The sequence below is a fragment of the Microcoleus vaginatus FACHB-2002 genome, assembly GCF_040004035.1.
Classification (GTDB): Bacteria; Cyanobacteriota; Cyanobacteriia; order Cyanobacteriales; family Microcoleaceae; genus Microcoleus; species Microcoleus vaginatus_C.
In genome coordinates this window covers 13,189-29,519 of sequence record NZ_JAMPLN010000026.1, presented here as the reverse complement: position 1 = coordinate 29,519, position 16,331 = coordinate 13,189, and the positions used below count along the sequence as shown (strand labels likewise).

General features: G+C 46.0%; 21 protein-coding genes. 9 read left to right on the top strand and 12 right to left on the bottom strand.

The annotated features are described in order from the left end of the window. Positions 1 to 24: 24 nt before the first annotated feature. The 10 genes from NDI35_RS20850 to NDI35_RS20805 all read right to left on the bottom strand — a co-directional run bounded on the left by NDI35_RS20850 (position 25) and on the right by NDI35_RS20805 (position 5,061). A complete protein-coding gene (locus tag NDI35_RS20850) occupies positions 25 to 375 on the bottom strand; it encodes a DUF5615 family PIN-like protein (protein WP_445314399.1) in 351 nt (116 codons plus the stop codon). Next, positions 372 to 701, bottom strand: a complete 330-nt coding sequence (locus NDI35_RS20845) for a DUF433 domain-containing protein (protein ID WP_445314398.1) — start codon at positions 699 to 701, stop codon at positions 372 to 374. The genes NDI35_RS20850 and NDI35_RS20845 overlap by 4 nt, the downstream gene beginning before the upstream one ends. A gap of 14 nt (positions 702 to 715) precedes the next feature. Further along, a complete protein-coding gene (locus NDI35_RS20840; protein ID WP_445314397.1) occupies positions 716 to 1,132 on the bottom strand; it encodes a hypothetical protein in 417 nt (138 codons plus the stop codon). Between the two features lie 55 nt (positions 1,133 to 1,187). Continuing rightward, positions 1,188 to 1,331 (bottom strand): hypothetical protein, encoded by a 144-nt coding sequence (locus tag NDI35_RS20835; RefSeq protein ID WP_445314396.1) that lies wholly within the window; start codon positions 1,329 to 1,331, stop codon positions 1,188 to 1,190. Between the two features lie 27 nt (positions 1,332 to 1,358). Then, positions 1,359 to 3,059: an AIPR family protein gene (locus tag NDI35_RS20830; RefSeq protein WP_445314395.1), complete on the bottom strand. Its 1,701-nt coding sequence runs from the start codon at positions 3,057 to 3,059 to the stop codon at positions 1,359 to 1,361. A 63-nt stretch (positions 3,060 to 3,122) separates the two neighbouring features. After that, positions 3,123 to 3,359 (bottom strand): DUF433 domain-containing protein, encoded by a 237-nt coding sequence (locus tag NDI35_RS20825; RefSeq protein WP_445314394.1) that lies wholly within the window; start codon positions 3,357 to 3,359, stop codon positions 3,123 to 3,125. Positions 3,360 to 3,482: 123 nt separating this feature from the next. Further along, the gene (locus tag NDI35_RS20820) at positions 3,483 to 3,722 is read right to left on the bottom strand and encodes a DUF4926 domain-containing protein (RefSeq protein ID WP_333161570.1); all 240 of its coding nucleotides are present in this window, start codon (positions 3,720 to 3,722) and stop codon (positions 3,483 to 3,485) included. A 10-nt stretch (positions 3,723 to 3,732) separates the two neighbouring features. Then, positions 3,733 to 4,068: a DUF6883 domain-containing protein gene (locus NDI35_RS20815; RefSeq protein WP_445314393.1), complete on the bottom strand. Its 336-nt coding sequence runs from the start codon at positions 4,066 to 4,068 to the stop codon at positions 3,733 to 3,735. A gap of 54 nt (positions 4,069 to 4,122) precedes the next feature. Then, positions 4,123 to 4,368, bottom strand: coding sequence for a DUF433 domain-containing protein (locus tag NDI35_RS20810; RefSeq protein WP_445314392.1), 246 nt, complete (start codon positions 4,366 to 4,368; stop codon positions 4,123 to 4,125). A 510-nt stretch (positions 4,369 to 4,878) separates the two neighbouring features. Continuing rightward, complete coding sequence (locus NDI35_RS20805) at positions 4,879 to 5,061, bottom strand: GNAT family N-acetyltransferase (protein ID WP_445314433.1); 183 nt, start codon at positions 5,059 to 5,061, stop codon at positions 4,879 to 4,881. A gap of 45 nt (positions 5,062 to 5,106) precedes the next feature. On the opposite strand from NDI35_RS20805, the gene NDI35_RS20800 reads away from it, so the two are divergent. Then, entirely contained in the window at positions 5,107 to 5,877 is a 771-nt protein-coding gene (locus tag NDI35_RS20800; protein ID WP_445314391.1) for a CPBP family intramembrane glutamic endopeptidase, read from the top strand. Between the two features lie 15 nt (positions 5,878 to 5,892). Beyond that, on the top strand, positions 5,893 to 6,432 hold the full coding sequence (locus NDI35_RS20795) for a DUF1349 domain-containing protein (protein ID WP_445314390.1): 540 nt from the start codon (positions 5,893 to 5,895) through the stop codon (positions 6,430 to 6,432). Between the two features lie 157 nt (positions 6,433 to 6,589). Here the strand turns inward: NDI35_RS20795 and NDI35_RS20790 are convergent, their stop codons facing one another. Together NDI35_RS20790 and NDI35_RS20785 are read right to left on the bottom strand one after the other, a co-directional pair. Then, positions 6,590 to 6,868 carry a photosystem I reaction center subunit PsaK gene (locus tag NDI35_RS20790; RefSeq protein WP_445314389.1) on the bottom strand — a complete coding sequence of 93 codons (279 nt, stop codon included), beginning with the start codon at positions 6,866 to 6,868 and terminating at the stop codon, positions 6,590 to 6,592. Positions 6,869 to 7,166: 298 nt separating this feature from the next. Further along, on the bottom strand, positions 7,167 to 7,379 hold the full coding sequence (locus NDI35_RS20785) for a chlorophyll a/b-binding protein (protein ID WP_333041855.1): 213 nt from the start codon (positions 7,377 to 7,379) through the stop codon (positions 7,167 to 7,169). 618 nt (positions 7,380 to 7,997) lie between these two features. Here NDI35_RS20785 and hflX point away from each other — a divergent pair. The 7 genes from hflX to NDI35_RS20750 all read left to right on the top strand — a co-directional run bounded on the left by hflX (position 7,998) and on the right by NDI35_RS20750 (position 16,220). Beyond that, a complete protein-coding gene (hflX, locus tag NDI35_RS20780) occupies positions 7,998 to 9,551 on the top strand; it encodes a GTPase HflX (protein ID WP_510182641.1) in 1,554 nt (517 codons plus the stop codon). 532 nt (positions 9,552 to 10,083) lie between these two features. Further along, positions 10,084 to 10,413, top strand: coding sequence for a PEP-CTERM sorting domain-containing protein (locus NDI35_RS20775; RefSeq protein WP_445314388.1), 330 nt, complete (start codon positions 10,084 to 10,086; stop codon positions 10,411 to 10,413). A 491-nt stretch (positions 10,414 to 10,904) separates the two neighbouring features. Continuing rightward, on the top strand, positions 10,905 to 11,168 hold the full coding sequence (gene grxC / locus NDI35_RS20770) for a glutaredoxin 3 (RefSeq protein ID WP_333225656.1): 264 nt from the start codon (positions 10,905 to 10,907) through the stop codon (positions 11,166 to 11,168). 67 nt (positions 11,169 to 11,235) lie between these two features. Then, complete coding sequence (gene gshB, locus NDI35_RS20765; protein WP_445314387.1) at positions 11,236 to 12,222, top strand: glutathione synthase; 987 nt, start codon at positions 11,236 to 11,238, stop codon at positions 12,220 to 12,222. A 163-nt stretch (positions 12,223 to 12,385) separates the two neighbouring features. After that, the gene (locus tag NDI35_RS20760) at positions 12,386 to 13,525 is read left to right on the top strand and encodes a Gfo/Idh/MocA family protein (protein ID WP_445314386.1); all 1,140 of its coding nucleotides are present in this window, start codon (positions 12,386 to 12,388) and stop codon (positions 13,523 to 13,525) included. A gap of 108 nt (positions 13,526 to 13,633) precedes the next feature. Then, positions 13,634 to 15,472, top strand: a complete 1,839-nt coding sequence (locus NDI35_RS20755; RefSeq protein WP_445314385.1) for a CHAT domain-containing protein — start codon at positions 13,634 to 13,636, stop codon at positions 15,470 to 15,472. Positions 15,473 to 15,638: 166 nt separating this feature from the next. Continuing rightward, positions 15,639 to 16,220, top strand: a complete 582-nt coding sequence (locus NDI35_RS20750) for a hypothetical protein (RefSeq protein WP_445314384.1) — start codon at positions 15,639 to 15,641, stop codon at positions 16,218 to 16,220. The last annotated feature ends 111 nt before the right edge of the window (positions 16,221 to 16,331 follow it).

Genomic DNA, 16,331 nt, shown 5'->3' with positions numbered 1-16,331 from the left:
TTTCGATATCCATTTTAGTGTGCATCAAAGGGGTAGCTTAGCAATACGATCGACCCATTCCTCTGCACTAGATACTGCCCAAATCAAGAGTAGTTCTTCGATGACAACTTCCATCGGTATTTTTCGGGAAACAATAATGACTCCAGCACTCTGATTAGTAGTAATGAACTCAGCAAATTCCGATGGCATTGTTTTGCGATCGTGGCTGACAAGAACACGTCTTTGCTGTGCTGCAATTGCCAGCACTTCTAAATCTTTAACGCCTTCTAACCCAGCAGCAAAAGCAGTTTGAAAGTCGATTGTAGATTCTCGTCGCAGTAATCCTGTGACGATCGCCTGATTTAAGTCAGCATCAGCTTGATAGCGCACATTCACGATCGCACCTGCTGTCTTGCTGCCTTAGCTGCCATCAGTTTGTTGTACAAAGCTCGATCGCTGGTTTGTAGAGGTTGAGGCATGGCATCAAATGCAGCTTCTTCGGCGGCTAAGTAAGCGTCGATTTCAGCGCGGTTGCCTAGATAAAAGGCGATCGCGCCATAAACCTGTTCCAGTGTCAGTAGTGGGAAAGACTGAACAATAGTTTCGGGCGATAATCCTTGTTGGAAAGCATAGGCGATCGAGTCAAGAGAAATCCGAGTTCCTTCAACCCAATAGGCACCATTCCGATACTCTATGTAAGTTTTAACTGCTAAAACTGGCATACATTTTTTTGATTCTAACTACTTATTATCATAGACGGAAGAACCCGCAGGCAGCCGAGGGTTTGCATGAGCTCCGTCAGAGGTTGGTTGCGGAAAGTTGCGAGTTGAATTAAGGCTTGAATGCGGGCAACATTGAGTTTTTCAAGGCGATCGCTCATTTGGATCAGTTGCTTGTGTTCTTCGGGAGTCAGGGTTTCGGCATGACGCTTGGCGATGAGGGCATGGTATTCTTCCCAGGTTTGTGCACTAAAGCCGATGTTAATTTGTTGCAGCAAGTCGGCTTTAGTAGGTTGGGTGGTTGGAAGTCTAGGCTGGAGGCGTTCTTGCAGGGCGTTGAGGATGTAGCGATCGGGTTCAACGCCCTGTCGAGATGCTTCAGTGCGGATATGCTGTTCGAGTTCGGGAGAGAGGTTGAGGGTGATGGTGGTCATGGTTATCTTGGCAGCAACATCTATTCATCATTTTAGCGATCGGGCTTTCAGCTTTTTACTGCCCGCGTCCTGGTTTGCAATCTACAAAACCTAACGCTTCTGTGTCGAGAAAACTGGCGATCGCCATTTCGATCACCGCTGCGATCGGATATTCAATTTCCGCAGCACGGGCAATTAGAGCTGCTTTAATCAGAAACACAGTGTGTAATGGTTAGTCACATACTTGTTACGCTTGACTCTCCAATGTATCCCACAACTGTGAGAATGATTCTACCCGTCCACGAGCAATAAGCTTTTTATGAGATGCAATTACTTTATTCGTTAAGATACGCAACAAATTCGGAGCCTTATATGTTGCTTTGAAGTCAAAATTTTCTCCACCTGCCTCCTTAAATTCACCATTCAAATCAATGATTAAATCACCTAAGATTATATGAATACATTTGAGAAGATTCTCTTTCTGAACAGTGTCTTTATAAAAATCTTCTGGTTTTTTGTAGAAAGCTTTACCAACATCATCATCCGATAAAACCTCTGCAAGAAGATAAAGTAAGAAGAACTTAGTAATCTGATAACCGCCAAATAATGAAGGTTCAATCTTTGGTAAATCTTTCTCTATTTCTTTATACAGATCAAATAAAACGACAATCCTTCCACCACTAACTTCTGGACGAGCAAAGATCTCTTGATGTAAATCATCAAATATCTTGCTATATCTTTGAACAGCCCACGGTCGCTTTAAATCAAAGGCAAGTAAAATTTGTCCAGCAAGCGTATTTTCAATTACTATTCGCTGTTCAGGATCATCTCCACGCTTGATCTCATATAAATAATCTGGATAATATTGATTAATTTCTTCTTGAAGTCTAACCTGAGTTGGTGTGTTAGATCTGAAATCTCTAGCTTTAATTCCATTCTGATTATTACTGTTGTAAGTAATTCTTGAAATGAGATCTGATTTATTGGAGTTTACTTGAATAATTCGAGTTAGTATTCTTAGATCTTGAGTAACTTTAGCTTTATTTCTATAAAGACTTGATACTGTTTGACAACCATTTACTACGGAATATCCTTGAATTTTTATTTTTACTTTTTCTTCATCTGAGGTATCTAATCTGTCACAAATGATGGTTATTCCGTTATGGTAAAGCAGGAAATTACTATGCTCAGAAGCATTATTTACGCTCTTTCCAATATCCTTATTAACTTTCGTTTTTTCCAGATCTTTTCTTAAGTTCAAATCAAAAAGCTGTTGGTTTTCAATACCTTCCATCCGAACTAAGTCAACTGCTGATAGTGGAGCAATTACAACTTTTGCAGTATTGCCAACATTATATTCAATATAGTCATATCCAAAAACGTCAAAGGCAATTTCTGATGTTGCTGGTATTGCCTTCTCGCTAGGTACATACATTTGAATAATAAGAGGCTTATCCCACACCTTGAGCTGAGTTGTCTGAGAAGTAGCTTCTAGAAAACTATCGGCATTAGAATCTTTTACAGCATTCGTAACGAAAATTCCTCGAATCGTATATTTCGAGGATGTAAGAAGATCTTTGTACTCAATCAATAAATTCTTAAGCTGTGAGTTACCCGTTGTTGAAATCATTGACTGCACGCCTTCAAGCGTTTCTAGTTGCTCTAGGCTTCCTACAAATTCTTTAAGCTGAGTGTCTCCCAAGGTTTTACTGGGATTCTGTACAGTCTTAGATTGAAAAATGTCTATACACTCTTCACTTTCATTGACATAAATTCCATCAATTCCCTTATCCCCGCGCCCATCACAAACAATGTCTTGGACTTCAATAATATCCAATCTATATATGTTTACTAAAAACCAACTTAAAAAGGCACTTGCTTCTTCACGCCCTGGAACTTTGTAGGGCTGAGCAATCTGAACAAGACTTGCGTAATCTAGGTTAAGCATAAATTCTCATATAGAGCAACACTACTATTATACAGAGTTTGACACTCCATCGCCGTAGAATTGTCATGCGGCCAAAACAGGACGATCGAGCTTGCGGACTGCATACAGAAGCGCAGCTTTAATATCATCAAGTTCCAAGTCTGGCAATTCTTCGATAATTTGCTCAACACTTAAACCCGCAGCCAGCAACTCTAGGATATCGATGACTCGAATCCGCATTCCCCGGATACAGGGACGATCGCCACATTGTCTTGGGTTCACTGTGATTTGGTCAAACAGATCAGCAACGGATGCTGGCATTGGTTAAAATTGTTTGAAACCTTTGTCTCTAGCTTACTTCATTTATCGCCCCAAACTCACACCACGATATAATTCTGCGATCGCCACTTCCAACTCAACACTCTGTAAAGTATTATTCGTAGCTTAGGCGTAGGCAGGAAGCGGCTCATAAACGAGTTGCATGAGTTTTTCGGAGGGAATGGTTTCCATTGCATAGGTATTACCTTGAGCATCGGCAAAATCTACTAGATAAGCGCGATCCTCAAAGCTCATGAGAATAGTGCCAACTTGTCCCGGTCGGAGCAAAATTGGCTGAGAGGTTGCTTTATGGATTGCGTGAATTTCTTCGGTCAAGGCAACAACATCATACTCGTGTAACGTCATTATAGTATCCTCACTTATTGACAGGATAGGTATTAGTTAGCCGGGGAAAGTCTTCATCGGTGCGAATCATCCAACATGACAGCACCCAAGAGCTTCCTGTTTCCGTAGTTATGAAAAATTTGATATCATACTGGGTTCCATAGTTGTCTGTTTTATAAATTTCTGCCTCCTGATTGAGCGCACATTCTAATAAAGCGACTTCTAAAATAGCTTTGTTTTCTAGTGTAATTCCCAATCGATTTCTAAACAGGATGGCTTTATCTTTTCCTTTGGGATGCTGCATATTTAGTGAGTATCGCTCAAGCTTGTCGCCCAGCAGTGCCTTGTCTCCGTTGGGTAGTTTCATCTGTCCAAATGGTTAAATCACTGGGTGGAAAGTTTTCATTTGCTAGAAACCCCATTAACTTGCCTCAGCAAAGAGTAAATGTGTGTAAAATACGTCTTCTTTGAGGCACTCAGCCGCGAAAGCAAACACAGCTTGTAGAGATTCAGCATTAAGCGTTGGGTAGTTTTCTAGAATTTGTTGGTGCGTCCAACCTTCTGAAAATAGCCCTAGAACGAACTCCACTGATATTCGTGTCCCCTTAATTATAGGCTTGCCAAGCAGAATTTTAGGATTTGAGTGAATGTGTGCTTTCCAGTTCATAACCAGTTCGCCTCTCTATAGTTTTCATCTATTATGAGTATAATTAAGATTATAAAATTTATGACCGCAGCAATATCTATTGACATTGGTACGCTCATTACACGCCCTCCTGGACTGCATGATGGATGTCCCCACATCGTCGGTAAAGGCGTTACAGTTCGCCGGATCGTAACCTGATACAAGCGAGGATTGAATGCTGAAGAGATTTGCGATCGCATCCGACATCTCACCCTCGCCGAAGTCTACGCCGCACTCACCTAGTATCATGCCAACACCCAAGAAATTGAAACTTATTTGCTCCATCAAGCAGCAGAAGCCAAGCGTCTTGAAGCTTGGCACAGCAACTTTGGTAAATATGAAATGCTAAGATAATAAATAATACATCGCCCACCGAAAAATCTACTAGATAAGCACTATCCTCAAACTGGGAAAGAGAAACAGATTTTTACCGGATAAATTTAGGGAGTGTAGGAGGAATATCGGCAATGAAGTAAAGTTTGGTAACAAGACTCAACACTTGTGCTTCTTGAGTAAACTGTAAAGTTCGAGCTCTTCAAACTGCCCTCGGTGAAAAACACGCTCTTTGTGGCTACCTTCCTGCGTCATTCCCAGCTTTTGTAGCACCTTAGCCGAGGCTATATTCCGCCTGAGACAAGTTGCATAAATGCGATCGAGCTTTAATGTTTCAAATATTCAAGACTGATTTAATGTAATTGATTCGTTTTTTTCTCAAAAATTATGTCTGCTAACACTGCAAAAAATCATTACTTCCGATTGGCATTGTTCTGGGCGTTTCTGGGTAGTTTGGGAAGCTTGGCGGTGTTCCCTTATGCGCTGTCTCTCAATCCGGCAGTAAGTCAACTGCCTGCACCGCTACCTGTTTTGGCGATCGCCTCCGCCCTGCAAACCGGAATTTTTCTAATTCTCTTTTGTTGGATTGGGCTTCGCCTCGGTAACTCGATCGGACTTGATACGCCCATAGCTCGTGCTTTGGTATATCGACAGCCTTTGGCGCCAATATCTAAATCTGCCCTTAACACGGCGCTAATTGTAGGCTGCATCGGTGGAATCGTCCTGATTGGATTGAGTTTAGCTTTCCAACCTTGGATGCCGCCAATGGCAACTCCAACAACGCTCGAAATTGACCTCTGGAAACGCATATTAGCTTCCTTCTACGGAGGCATCACCGAAGAACTCTTGCTGCGACTGTTCGGTATGACATTGATGGCGTGGCTACTTTGGAAGATTTTTGAGCGAGACAAACCGCAACCCTCTACATTGATTTTTTGGCTGGCGATCGTGGCGGCTGCAATATTGTTTGGTGTGGGTCATTTGCCTGCGGCTGCGAATGTCTGGGCATTAACCCCGATCGTCGTTATCCGCACCATTACACTCAATGCCCTCTTAGGGATTCCCTTTGGTTTTCTTTACTGGCGTTGGGGATTAGAATACGCTATGTTATCTCATTTTTTGGCCGATTTGGTACTGCACGGAATTGGAGGAAGTTAGCAGGAGATGCAAACAATGCAATGGTACAACGAACCTTTACAATGGCATGAGGATAACGATGTTATCCACATTACCGCCGGCGCAAAAACTGACTTTTGGCGGCAAACTCATTACGGATTCATTCGCGATAACGGCAACTTTTACTACCGTCAAGTGTCAGGCGACTTTACAGCCGAAGTCAAAATTACTGGTTGCTATCGATCGCTCTACGATCAAGCAGGATTGATGATTCGAGAGAACGAAAATATCTGGCTCAAGTGCGGCATTGAGTTTGTTGAGGGAGTGCAAAACGTCAGTGCGGTTGTGACACGAGACTATTCCGATTGGTCTGTTATGCCGCTTGAAGTGCCGCCTGTTTCCCTGTGGCTGCGGGTAAAGCGCCGAGCTGAAACGGTGGAAGTGCAATACTCGTTGAATGGGGAAGACTATTCAATGATGCGACTGGCATATCTAACTGAGTCACCAATCGTTCAAGTTGGGTTAATGTGTGCAGCTCCCCAAGGTGAAGGCTTTGCAGTCGAATTTGAAGGGTTTAAGCATAGTAAGCTGATCTAATGTGGATGGTAAAAAAAACCCATTTCTGGGTCACTCCATATATAAAATTAAAATTAGGGGTGAGTGCTTTTCACTTACCCCTGCCATTTTGTTGGCGCTTTTTAACTTACTAGAAATTGTAGCAATAAATTACCACAAAAAAGCGACACAATTTCTCTTAAGAATACTTGTCGATGTTGAGGGTCAAAATCGTGAATACTCCCAGCAAATGACCTGCGCTCATGCAAGCCAGAAATGCCGGTACGCTAACATTGTTGAACAAAGACGGGAAGGGCAAAGGCATTTTCGGCCCGACGTGGGGATACCAAATTCGGCGGCTGAGAACTAGCAATGCTAAGATATTGCAAACAAACATCACCAGAGGCTTTTGCCAATTTCCTGATGCTGTGTCAGTCACAGTTGATGCTACTACTGCCAGTAAATTTGAGTTAATCATGGTTGATGCTCCTATTTTTCATAAACTATCAGAAATGCTCGATGAGATTTCTTGCTAAAAATACAGCAGGGGCGATCGCCTTTACGCAATAAATATCTGTTGCTGTCAATCTTCACCGCGCCAGCGACAGCGCCCCCACCCCTAATCATCGAATTACAGCAAGAAGTCTTTTAATGCCATTCAAAAGTAACGAAAGATACAAAGGTACAAAACCATACTCGCTGCCATTTGTAACTTTTAGCCTGTCTGGCAGTGGTGGCATTTACTCACGCTGCCAGACAGGAAATACCGCTACTCATTACTGAGCAATGTAGGTAGGCAGAAAGTGAAGTATGTCACGGAGAACGCTATATCCAGCGGCATCCCAAAGCAAATAAGCTAAGAAACCGATCATCGCTAAGCGACCGTTCCAAAGTTCTGCTTGCGGGTTGAAGCCAAACAAAAAGGCATTCCGATCTTTGCCGTTGTAAGCATTAGCTGTAGGAGGCAAGTTAGTAGGACGAGTTTCCATGTTTTTACATTCCTTAACAATGTTTCGCTTCTCATGGTAGCGGCCTAATTTCTGCTTTGCTATCTGCCTGTAGGCTCAAGATAAACACAAGTCTAAAGGAGGATTTTGAAACCGAAAAGAAAGTGTTAAGTTTTGTTGAGGGAGATTTTTTAAGAGATCGCCTGTATCTGTAGATACTAAATACAACTGCAAGTTGATATGGCCGCTGTGAAAGGCTCCATCGTCCCGTAGCGACAAACAACGGCGCTGGTGACTCGACAATACTGAATCCGCGACCTCCTAGACGCAAGAAAATTTAGTAAATTTCAACTCAAAAGCCGAACACATCGCGCGGGAGTTAATTAAAATAGGAGATAAACAGAGCGATCGGGAGAAACAGTTATCGAAACCATCTACGGCAATCTTCAAGGTTTAAAGTCCAGCCAGCTCAAGCAACTCGAAAAGCTTTACCACCAGCGACTACCGGGCGATCGCATCACCACTGCAGAATTTGCCCAGCGCGTCGCTGCCATCAGCACGGAAATAGACAAACCAATCTGCACCTACATCAACCGTCGCGGACAAGTAATTCGCGTCGGCGTCGGTTCACCCCGCCAAACGCAGATTGCGCCCCTAGAATTGCCCCGCTACGGGGGAGGTCGCCTCAGCGGCATTCGCTGCATCGCCACCCACCTAAAGCCAGAAACCCCAAGCGAAGCAGCCCTCACAGCAATGGCAATTCAGCGCCTAGACGCCCTCGTTTGGCTGACACTGACCGGCGGCGGATTTCAGCGTCGCGGGGGCGGTGCGACTGGTTACATCCAAGAAGCTTATCTCGCTCACCTGATACCCCAGGGAGACCAGCCCAATTTTGAGTTCTCTGTTTTGAGCGCTCAGTTAGAACCAGATTCAACTGATGAAATAGAAGAGCCTTCAATTCCAAAGTCACTAATTCAAACTCCACACTTTCCGTGGAAAATATCAGAACCGTTGAATTTGGACGAACTCGCCGACCAAGACTTTCTGGATTTGGTGGAAGGACTCGAAGCAGAGTTTCAAGCAGAGTTTGTCGCTAAGCAGGTCGATGCAGACCAAGACAAAGTGCTGTTGGTAGGTATCATGACTCAGCACATGACTCAGTTGGAGTTTGAGGACGGGCTGGCAGAAATCACGCGGCTGGTTGAAAGCGCCGGAGGTCAGGTGCTGCAAACAGTGCGCCAAAAACGATCGCGCCCCCATCCGCAAACCGTCGTCGGCGAAGGCAAAGTTCAGGAAATTTCCCTCACCGCTCAGACGATTAGCGCTAACCTCGTGGTATTCGATCGCGACCTGGCACCGGCACAAATACGGAACTTGGAAACTCAGATAGGTATCCGCGTCGTCGATCGAACAGAGGTAATTCTCGACATCTTTGCCCAAAGAGCTCGAACGAGCGAGGGTAAATTGCAAGTCGAACTCGCTCAGCTAGAGTATGCCCTGCCCCGGCTCAGAGGTCGCGGTCAGGCAATGTCGAGACAGGGTGGCGGCATCGGTACCAGAGGCCCTGGGGAAACCAAGCTAGAAACCGAACGGCGGACGATCGCCAAACGCATTTCTCGATTGCAGCAAGAAGTAAATCAACTGCTGGCGCACCGCTTCCGGCTGCGGCAGAACCGCCATCATCACGATGTACCCTCAGTGGCGATCGTCGGCTACACCAACGCCGGTAAATCGACTCTGCTTAACCTGCTCACAAATTCCGAAGTCTACGCCGCCGACCAGTTATTTGCCACCCTCGACCCCACAACTCGACGGTTGACCATTCCCAGCGTTACCGGGGAACCCCTGTCGATCGTCCTCACAGATACAGTGGGCTTTATTCGCGAACTGCCCCCCGCCTTGATCGACGCTTTCCGGGCTACCCTCGAAGAAGTCACTGACGCCGATGCTTTGCTGCATCTGGTCGATCTCTCCCATCCCGCGTGGCAGAGCCAAATTCGATCGGTCATGAATATTTTGACCGATATGCCCGTAACTCCCGGCCCAGCCCTTGTAGTTTTTAACAAAATCGATGCCGTAGATGGAGAGACTCTGGCCCTGGCCCGAGAAGAATTTCCTCAAGCAGTATTTATTTCGGCCGCCAAAGGTCTGGGGATGGAAACTCTCCGCGACAGACTTGCTCAGCTTATTCAATACGTCCTCTACCCTCGGTAAATACTTAAATATTCCTTTTGAATAGTTGACATCGGGGAATATACGTACATATACTGAGGACAGATCTAGTCGAACTATGAGATTATAAAAGAGTAGTCAGATTGTGCATGGCAAAGTACAATACAGCAACTCTATTTGGCGATCGGTTAAATTATTAATTTCCGGAGGTCGCGGTCAAGGTAAAAAGACTCTTTGTTAATGGCTGTAACGGCTATGGGTTCAGAGGTTACAAAAAGAGGGTTACAAAAAGAGGTTGCAAAAAGATGTTGCTTCACTCTCGCCCCACCACCTAGCCCAACCACGGTACGCGATGTCAAGACGCAAAGTCAAGGTGAAAGAGAAGGTGAAAGAGAATAATATTATTATTCAAGTGTTTGGGTACTCACCTCAAGCGCTATACTATCTTTTACAGACGTTCGCCAGAGAATACATCCATTGATTGTAAGAACTCTAAAATCCTTGCCCGTCGTACAGCGCTAATCTCTAGGACTATTTCTATTTTTCGATTTTACCACTGTTTAACTAAATAGTTATGTGTACGCCACTGGCAAAACTAGCAATTGGACTCTCTGCCACAATGGCAACAGCGTTTTACTACCTAGCTGTTGCCCCTCCGGCAGCAGCAGTAGATGTGTGCGGTCCGGGAAATTATTCTACTGCCTGTGCCCCGACCCCGGCATCGACACCAACGGCATCCGATCCACAGCCGACCCAGCCGAGTTTGTCCCAAAGATACACCACACCTTCGAGAGACTCAACTTCTATTCCTGAACCGGGTACTGCGATCGCAGTCCTACTGACAGGTGCAGGAATGATCTGTTCGTGCAGAAAGCGAAACAATCAGGTTGGTCCGCAGCGCTAGGCAGGCTGATGACCAACCTGTTTGCCTTCAAAATGTGTCAGTTTTTTGAAGGGTGGGTATTTGTTTACCTAACATATAAAAAATAAAAAATTGTATAAAAAATAACTTGACACCTAGCTTGTGCGCTGCAAAGAGAGCCGGATGTTGAAGAAAGAAAGCTATAGCGACTTCAGTGAGGGTAAAAACAATGAAGAAGGCAAAGGCACTTCCCGGCAAGGGTTTCAGCAATGAATAACCTCCGCTGCAAAAGATAAGGTTGCTATATGTTGCAAGATATTATAATAAAAATTAAAATATAAAAATTAAAATAAGATTGGTTAAGATCAATCCTTCGGACAGTTGTTGATAGCTAACCGTAGAATAAGGGTTTCAAGGCTCCAAGGGAAGTTGGCTACCAACGAAAAATCCAGGGTTTCAGCCTAGGAATTAAAAACAGTCCGCATTATGGTTAAGATTACAATTAAAAAATATTGTTATTATTTGAGCGCCCCATGACCCCTAAAGTAGAAATTTACACTTGGAGAACCTGCCCGTTTTGCGTTCGTGCCAAAGCACTACTAAAGCGAAAAGGGATTGATTTTACAGAGTACGCGATCGACGGAGATGAAGCAGCACGGGTTCAAATGAGCGATCGAGCCAACGGAGGCCGTACCCTGCCACAAATATTCATTAACGACCAACACATAGGTGGCTGCGACGACATCCACAAACTTGATGCTCTAGGCCAGCTAGACCCGCTGCTAGCAGCAAAATGAGGCATTCCCTGTCGAATTTTCAGTTAGCCCTAATTTTCCTGCGACCAATTCTTAATTTTAATTGACAATGAAATTTGCATTCATCATCGATCCCCTCGCGCGACTAATTCCAGGACACGATACCAGCGTAGCGCTGATGGAGGCAGCTCAAGAGTTGGGTCACGAAGTCTGGGCGACTCAAGCCAACGAACTAAGCGTCATCGGCGGAAAAACCTGGGCAATGCTGAGTCGGGTAGCCCTCACCCCAGTCAAACTGGTAGATGGACGCTGGGAGGCTGCTGAGGCTTGGTACCAGGTAGAACATCCTACTTTGCAGCCTCTGGAAGCAATGGACGCAGTATTTATGCGGACAGACCCGCCAGTCAACATTCCTTACCTCTACGCTACTTACCTTCTAGACGGCATCGATCCGGCTAAAACTTTGGTAGTTAACAGTCCCAAAGGATTGCGGGCGGCGAATGAAAAGATGTATGCTTTGCAATTTGAGGGAGCGATCCCAGAGACAATTGTTTCTCAAAACAAGCAGGTAATTCGGCAATTTGTTGAGAAAAAAGGAGCAGCAGTTCTTAAACCCTTGGGTGGCAAAGCTGGCGAGGGGATTTTGTTCTTGGAGGCGGGCGATCGCAATCTCAACTCCCTGGTCGAAATTAGCACTCAACAAGGGCAAATTCCAGTGATGGTTCAGACTTATCTGCCGGAAGCCAAAGAGGGAGATAAACGGATTATATTGTTGAACGGCAAGCCCATCGGTGCTATCAACCGCATTCCCACTGGCAATGAATTTCGCGGCAACATGGCCGTCGGCGGCCGAGTCGCAAAAACAGAAATTACCGATCGCGAACTGCAAATTTGTGCTCAGTTAGAACCAGTGCTGCAACGAGACGGACTGTACTTTGTCGGCATTGATATTATTGGCGGTTATCTCACAGAAGTTAATGTCACCAGCCCTACAGGGATCAGAGAAATTGACTTGTTTGACGGCGTTAATTTGGGCAAACAAGTAATTGAATGGGTGGAGAAGGAAGAAGGAAGAAGGAAGAAGGAAGAAGGATGAGGGAAGAAGGAAAGCACGACACAGATTAGGACACGGATACACGGATTAATTATCGAACGTCAGGCAGATGTTGAAGTCATTAGTTATTGGTTAGTTGCTACCAATGCCCAATGCCCAATGCCCAATGCCCCATTCCCCATTCCCCATTCCCAATTATTAAATTATGTCAAAAATTGGCGTTGCAGTAGTCGGTACAGGTTTCGGTCAAAAAGTGCACCTTCCCGGATTCCAGGCCCATCACCGGACAGAGGTTGTGGCTGTTTACCACCGGAATTTAGACAAAGCAAAGGATCTCGCCTCTACCCACAATATCCCCTTCGCTTGCGACTCGATCGCCGATATAGTAGCGATCCCCGAAGTGGCGGGCGTCAGCATTTCCACACCGCCATTTTTGCATTATGAAATGGCAAAAACCGTCTTGGAAGCAGGCAAGCATTTATTATTAGAAAAACCCACAGCCCTTACAGCAAATGAAGCCAGGGAACTTTACCGATTGGCAAACAACGAATCTCAAACCGATTTTAACAATGGTGGTTCCCGATCAATTGCCACAATGGACTTTGAGTTTCGCTTCATCCCCGCATGGCAAATGCTAGCAGAATTATTGGCAGCAGAATATGTGGGAGAAAAGCGTTTAATTAAGATAGATTGGCTGGTGTCGAGCCGCGCTGATGCGAGTCGCCCCTGGAATTGGTACGCGCAAAAAGAGCGAGGCGGCGGAGTTTTGGGCGCGACGGGTTCTCACGTTTTTGATTATATTAGTTGGCTGTTCGGCCCGCCCCAGAGGCTTTCTGGGCAATTGATTACAGGAATTTCGGCGCGACCTGATCCGAATGATTCGGGAAACTTAAAATTAGTTGATGCCGATGATTCGTGCACGTTGATGTTGGAATTAGCTGGGGGAACTCCTTGTCAAGTTTGTTTGAGTTCTGTTACTTATCAAGGGCGGGGACACTGGGTGGAAATATACGGGAGTAAGGGTACGTTGGTGTTGGGAAGCGACAACCAGCAAGATTACGTCCACGGATTTCGCTTGTGGGGTTCCCAAGGTGGAGAACCTTTAGCTGAAATCAAAATTCCTCAAAGATTGGAGTTTCCTCAAGTTTATCCAGACGGGAGAATTGCACCGTTTATTCGAGTAGTAGATAGGTGGGTAGAAGCAATAGATGCCGGTAAATCTTTGATACCGTCGCTCAGAGAAGGGGTTTACTCGCAGTTGTTGATGGATTTGACCCAAGAGTCGAATGCTACGGGAACTTGGGTAGATTTACCGAGTATAGATAAATTTTTGGGCACTAAGTAAAAGTAAAAACTGCCAAAGCAATCTCACGCACTCGATCGCACCCCAAAACCGATAAACTACAAATAGAGAAACTCAATCCAACCCTATATCCAGAGTCGGTAGTTGTGAATGGCGCGCCCTGAAAGTCCTTGCCTCAGTATAGCGATCGCTCGCCTGAGAACCGCTGGGGCAAACCATTTTGCCACTTGGGTTCTACAAGCTCCCTATCCCAGCGGGTACGTTCACCACGACTGTATGTGGCCCGATACCCTCTCCCAATCATGGAAAGCTTGGCAGGAAATGTTTTCGCCCTCCGGGACAATTCACGAATTGCCCCTAAATCCTGATGGCAGTTTCGTCTCGCCGGAAAACAACCAGAATATACTGGCAGAAACTGAACAACGAAGTCCGCATTCGCTAGACCTCGCTCCAGCGACGCCCTCTGTGCCGCTCCACCTCGGCCAGCGGGGGTGGGGCGACAAAGGGGATCAGCATCCGCCTCGGCCACCGGCAAGCTACAGCAGTCGCCTGATGCAGCATTTGGGGATTAATCTTTGGCAGTGGCTGTTTGAAGGGCCAATTCAGGGTAGTCTCCAGGAAAGTAAAGGTATTGCGATCGGGCAAAATCTACCCCTGCGAGTGCGCGTAGACTTGCGCGAACCGTATTTAATTGCTTTGCCTTGGGAAATTATGCAGCCTCAAGCCGGTCAACCGGCAATTTCTCTGTCGCAGCAACTGCTGTTCAGCCGCACTACCAGCAATGTTGAACCTTTGCCACCCCTGCAGCCTGCGGAGTCGCTCAACATTTTGCTAGTTTTGGGACAAGCAGAACCAGGCGGCGGTGCTAATTCTCAATTTTCCAACAGCAATAACGGTCATTTGCAGTTGGGAGAAGAAGCACTCGCCTTAGCGGGCGTTCTGGAAAGTGCTTTTCAAACCGACGACAGCGGCAAATATTTTGACATCAGCGTTCCGACTCGCGTCGATACTCTGATCGAACCTACTCCGGCGGAACTCATTTCTCGGCTGGAAACGCAAGCTTACAACATTCTGTTTTACGCCGGCCACGGGATACCGGGCCCCGATGGCGGTTTGCTGTTTTTGGGGCCGGAAACGGCGATTAATGGCACTGAACTGGCTCAGGTTTTAGTTCGGTGTCGCGTGACTCTGGCGGTGTTTAATGCCTGCTGGGGAGCTCAGCCGGCGGTGGAGAGACTGCACTCAACTAAGGGCCAGCAACAGGCGATCGCCCGCAGCAGTTTGGCTGAGGTACTGATCCATCACGGGGTGCCGGCGGTGTTGGGGATGCGGGACTCGATCGCCGATCGCGAGGCCCTGAGTTTTATCCAAACTTTTGCCCAAGCTTTGGCCGGACGGATGTCGATCGATCGGGCAGTCGCCGTCGCCAGACAGCAGTTACTAACGCTTTACAAGTTCAATCAACCGGCTTGGACGCTGCCTGTGCTGTATATGCACCCTGAGTTTGACGGTCAGCTAACTGAGCCGGTAGATGACCTCAAAACTGAATTGCCTTTAAATTCTTCTACTTGGCTGGGACGGTTGCCGTCTTGTGCTTATTTGCGGGGGCGCGATCGACCCAATGGCAAATCCACCGAGTCGACCAATCAGGTTTGGCCGATTCGCGCAGGTATGGTTCGAGTCGGACGCTGGGAAGAAAACGACGTAGTGATTCGAGAACAGTGGGTTTCTCAAAAACACGCCGAGATTTTCTGCCGAAACACGATCGGAGATAGCCGGGAAGAACCTAGCTACTTCCTGCGCGATTTTTCTCGTTACGGGACTCTAGTTTTGGGATCTGAGGGATGGCAGAGAGTTCACCACCAAGAATTGCTGCTACGCAGCGGGACTCAGCTAAAATTTGGCAGTTCTCAAGGTCAGATTTTTGAGTTCACTATTGAGGTTCCTAAAACTTCGGGCTACAGTGAGACTGATTGCGGAACGAATTAAGGTGCGGGTGTAGCTAATGAAGCCAAGCGGCGAGTAGCACAGCAAAGTTCTGGGCGTTGAGTCTCCAGTCTGAATTTAAAAGAGTTATTTACCACTGATAGCTCGCAACTAGCTCTTGGCACAGTCCCCCTTCTGTCTTTTCCTTTTCCCACTTAGGTATTACATCATGGCTACCCAATCTCCTGATTCTGAATATTTTCGCGACTCACAAACTCAAGCCCAGATGGAACTTCTCGCCACAATAGTTCAGACTGATGTTGTTTATCCCTGGAATCCTGCACAGCTTGAATCCGAATCTTATTTGGCTGCCCTAGAGCAGGAATTTGCGCTATCTGATTCCTTCAGCGACAGCGATATTGCCCTGAAGTCCCAAGTTTTATTTTCGCAATTAGAACAAGTTTGGCTGACGACTGCTCTGCAAAAGTCTTTGCGCGAGAAATTTGCTCGCGTTCCTCAAGATTTTCTCGCCAGCATCGCTCAAAGCGTTCAAAACGCCACTGTTAAGTATCAATCTTTAGCTGACCAAATGGTAGAGTGCGTCTTAGATATTTTGCCTCAGTGGGCTGAGGAAGATTTGCAGGTGTTGGCACGTCCTTTGGCTTATGCCATGCGAGATGTTGATTCGGAAGGGGGGGAATTGGTCATGGCGACTAAAAGACCTTGGGCCCAATTGTCGGAAATAGAACAAGCCCGAGTTAGTTTGGCTGTCGCCCGCTATGCAATCTCGCAATTAGAAATTGCTGATTAGTTTTTTGATGGCTGGGTTTTTGTGCTGCGATCGCAGTAATTTTTTTAATTAAAATAAAATTAATCTACCTTTAGTTAGATGTCGAATTCGTCTAATTGTTAAATCCTATGG

Coding starts and splice junctions, on each gene's coding strand:
- NDI35_RS20845 (WP_445314398.1), bottom strand. CDS start 701: ATGCCAGTTTTAGCAGTTAAAACTTACATAGAGTATCGGAATGGTGCC.
- NDI35_RS20840 (WP_445314397.1), bottom strand. CDS start 1,132: ATGACCACCATCACCCTCAACCTCTCTCCCGAACTCGAACAGCATATC.
- NDI35_RS20830 (WP_445314395.1), bottom strand. CDS start 3,059: ATGCTTAACCTAGATTACGCAAGTCTTGTTCAGATTGCTCAGCCCTAC.
- NDI35_RS20825 (WP_445314394.1), bottom strand. CDS start 3,359: ATGCCAGCATCCGTTGCTGATCTGTTTGACCAAATCACAGTGAACCCA.
- NDI35_RS20820 (WP_333161570.1), bottom strand. CDS start 3,722: ATGACGTTACACGAGTATGATGTTGTTGCCTTGACCGAAGAAATTCAC.
- NDI35_RS20815 (WP_445314393.1), bottom strand. CDS start 4,068: ATGAAACTACCCAACGGAGACAAGGCACTGCTGGGCGACAAGCTTGAG.
- NDI35_RS20810 (WP_445314392.1), bottom strand. CDS start 4,368: ATGAACTGGAAAGCACACATTCACTCAAATCCTAAAATTCTGCTTGGC.
- NDI35_RS20800 (WP_445314391.1), top strand. CDS start 5,107: ATGTCTGCTAACACTGCAAAAAATCATTACTTCCGATTGGCATTGTTC.
- NDI35_RS20795 (WP_445314390.1), top strand. CDS start 5,893: ATGCAATGGTACAACGAACCTTTACAATGGCATGAGGATAACGATGTT.
- NDI35_RS20790 (WP_445314389.1), bottom strand. CDS start 6,868: ATGATTAACTCAAATTTACTGGCAGTAGTAGCATCAACTGTGACTGAC.
- NDI35_RS20785 (WP_333041855.1), bottom strand. CDS start 7,379: ATGGAAACTCGTCCTACTAACTTGCCTCCTACAGCTAATGCTTACAAC.
- NDI35_RS20775 (WP_445314388.1), top strand. CDS start 10,084: ATGTGTACGCCACTGGCAAAACTAGCAATTGGACTCTCTGCCACAATG.
- grxC (WP_333225656.1), top strand. CDS start 10,905: ATGACCCCTAAAGTAGAAATTTACACTTGGAGAACCTGCCCGTTTTGC.
- gshB (WP_445314387.1), top strand. CDS start 11,236: ATGAAATTTGCATTCATCATCGATCCCCTCGCGCGACTAATTCCAGGA.
- NDI35_RS20760 (WP_445314386.1), top strand. CDS start 12,386: ATGTCAAAAATTGGCGTTGCAGTAGTCGGTACAGGTTTCGGTCAAAAA.
- NDI35_RS20755 (WP_445314385.1), top strand. CDS start 13,634: ATGGCGCGCCCTGAAAGTCCTTGCCTCAGTATAGCGATCGCTCGCCTG.
- NDI35_RS20750 (WP_445314384.1), top strand. CDS start 15,639: ATGGCTACCCAATCTCCTGATTCTGAATATTTTCGCGACTCACAAACT.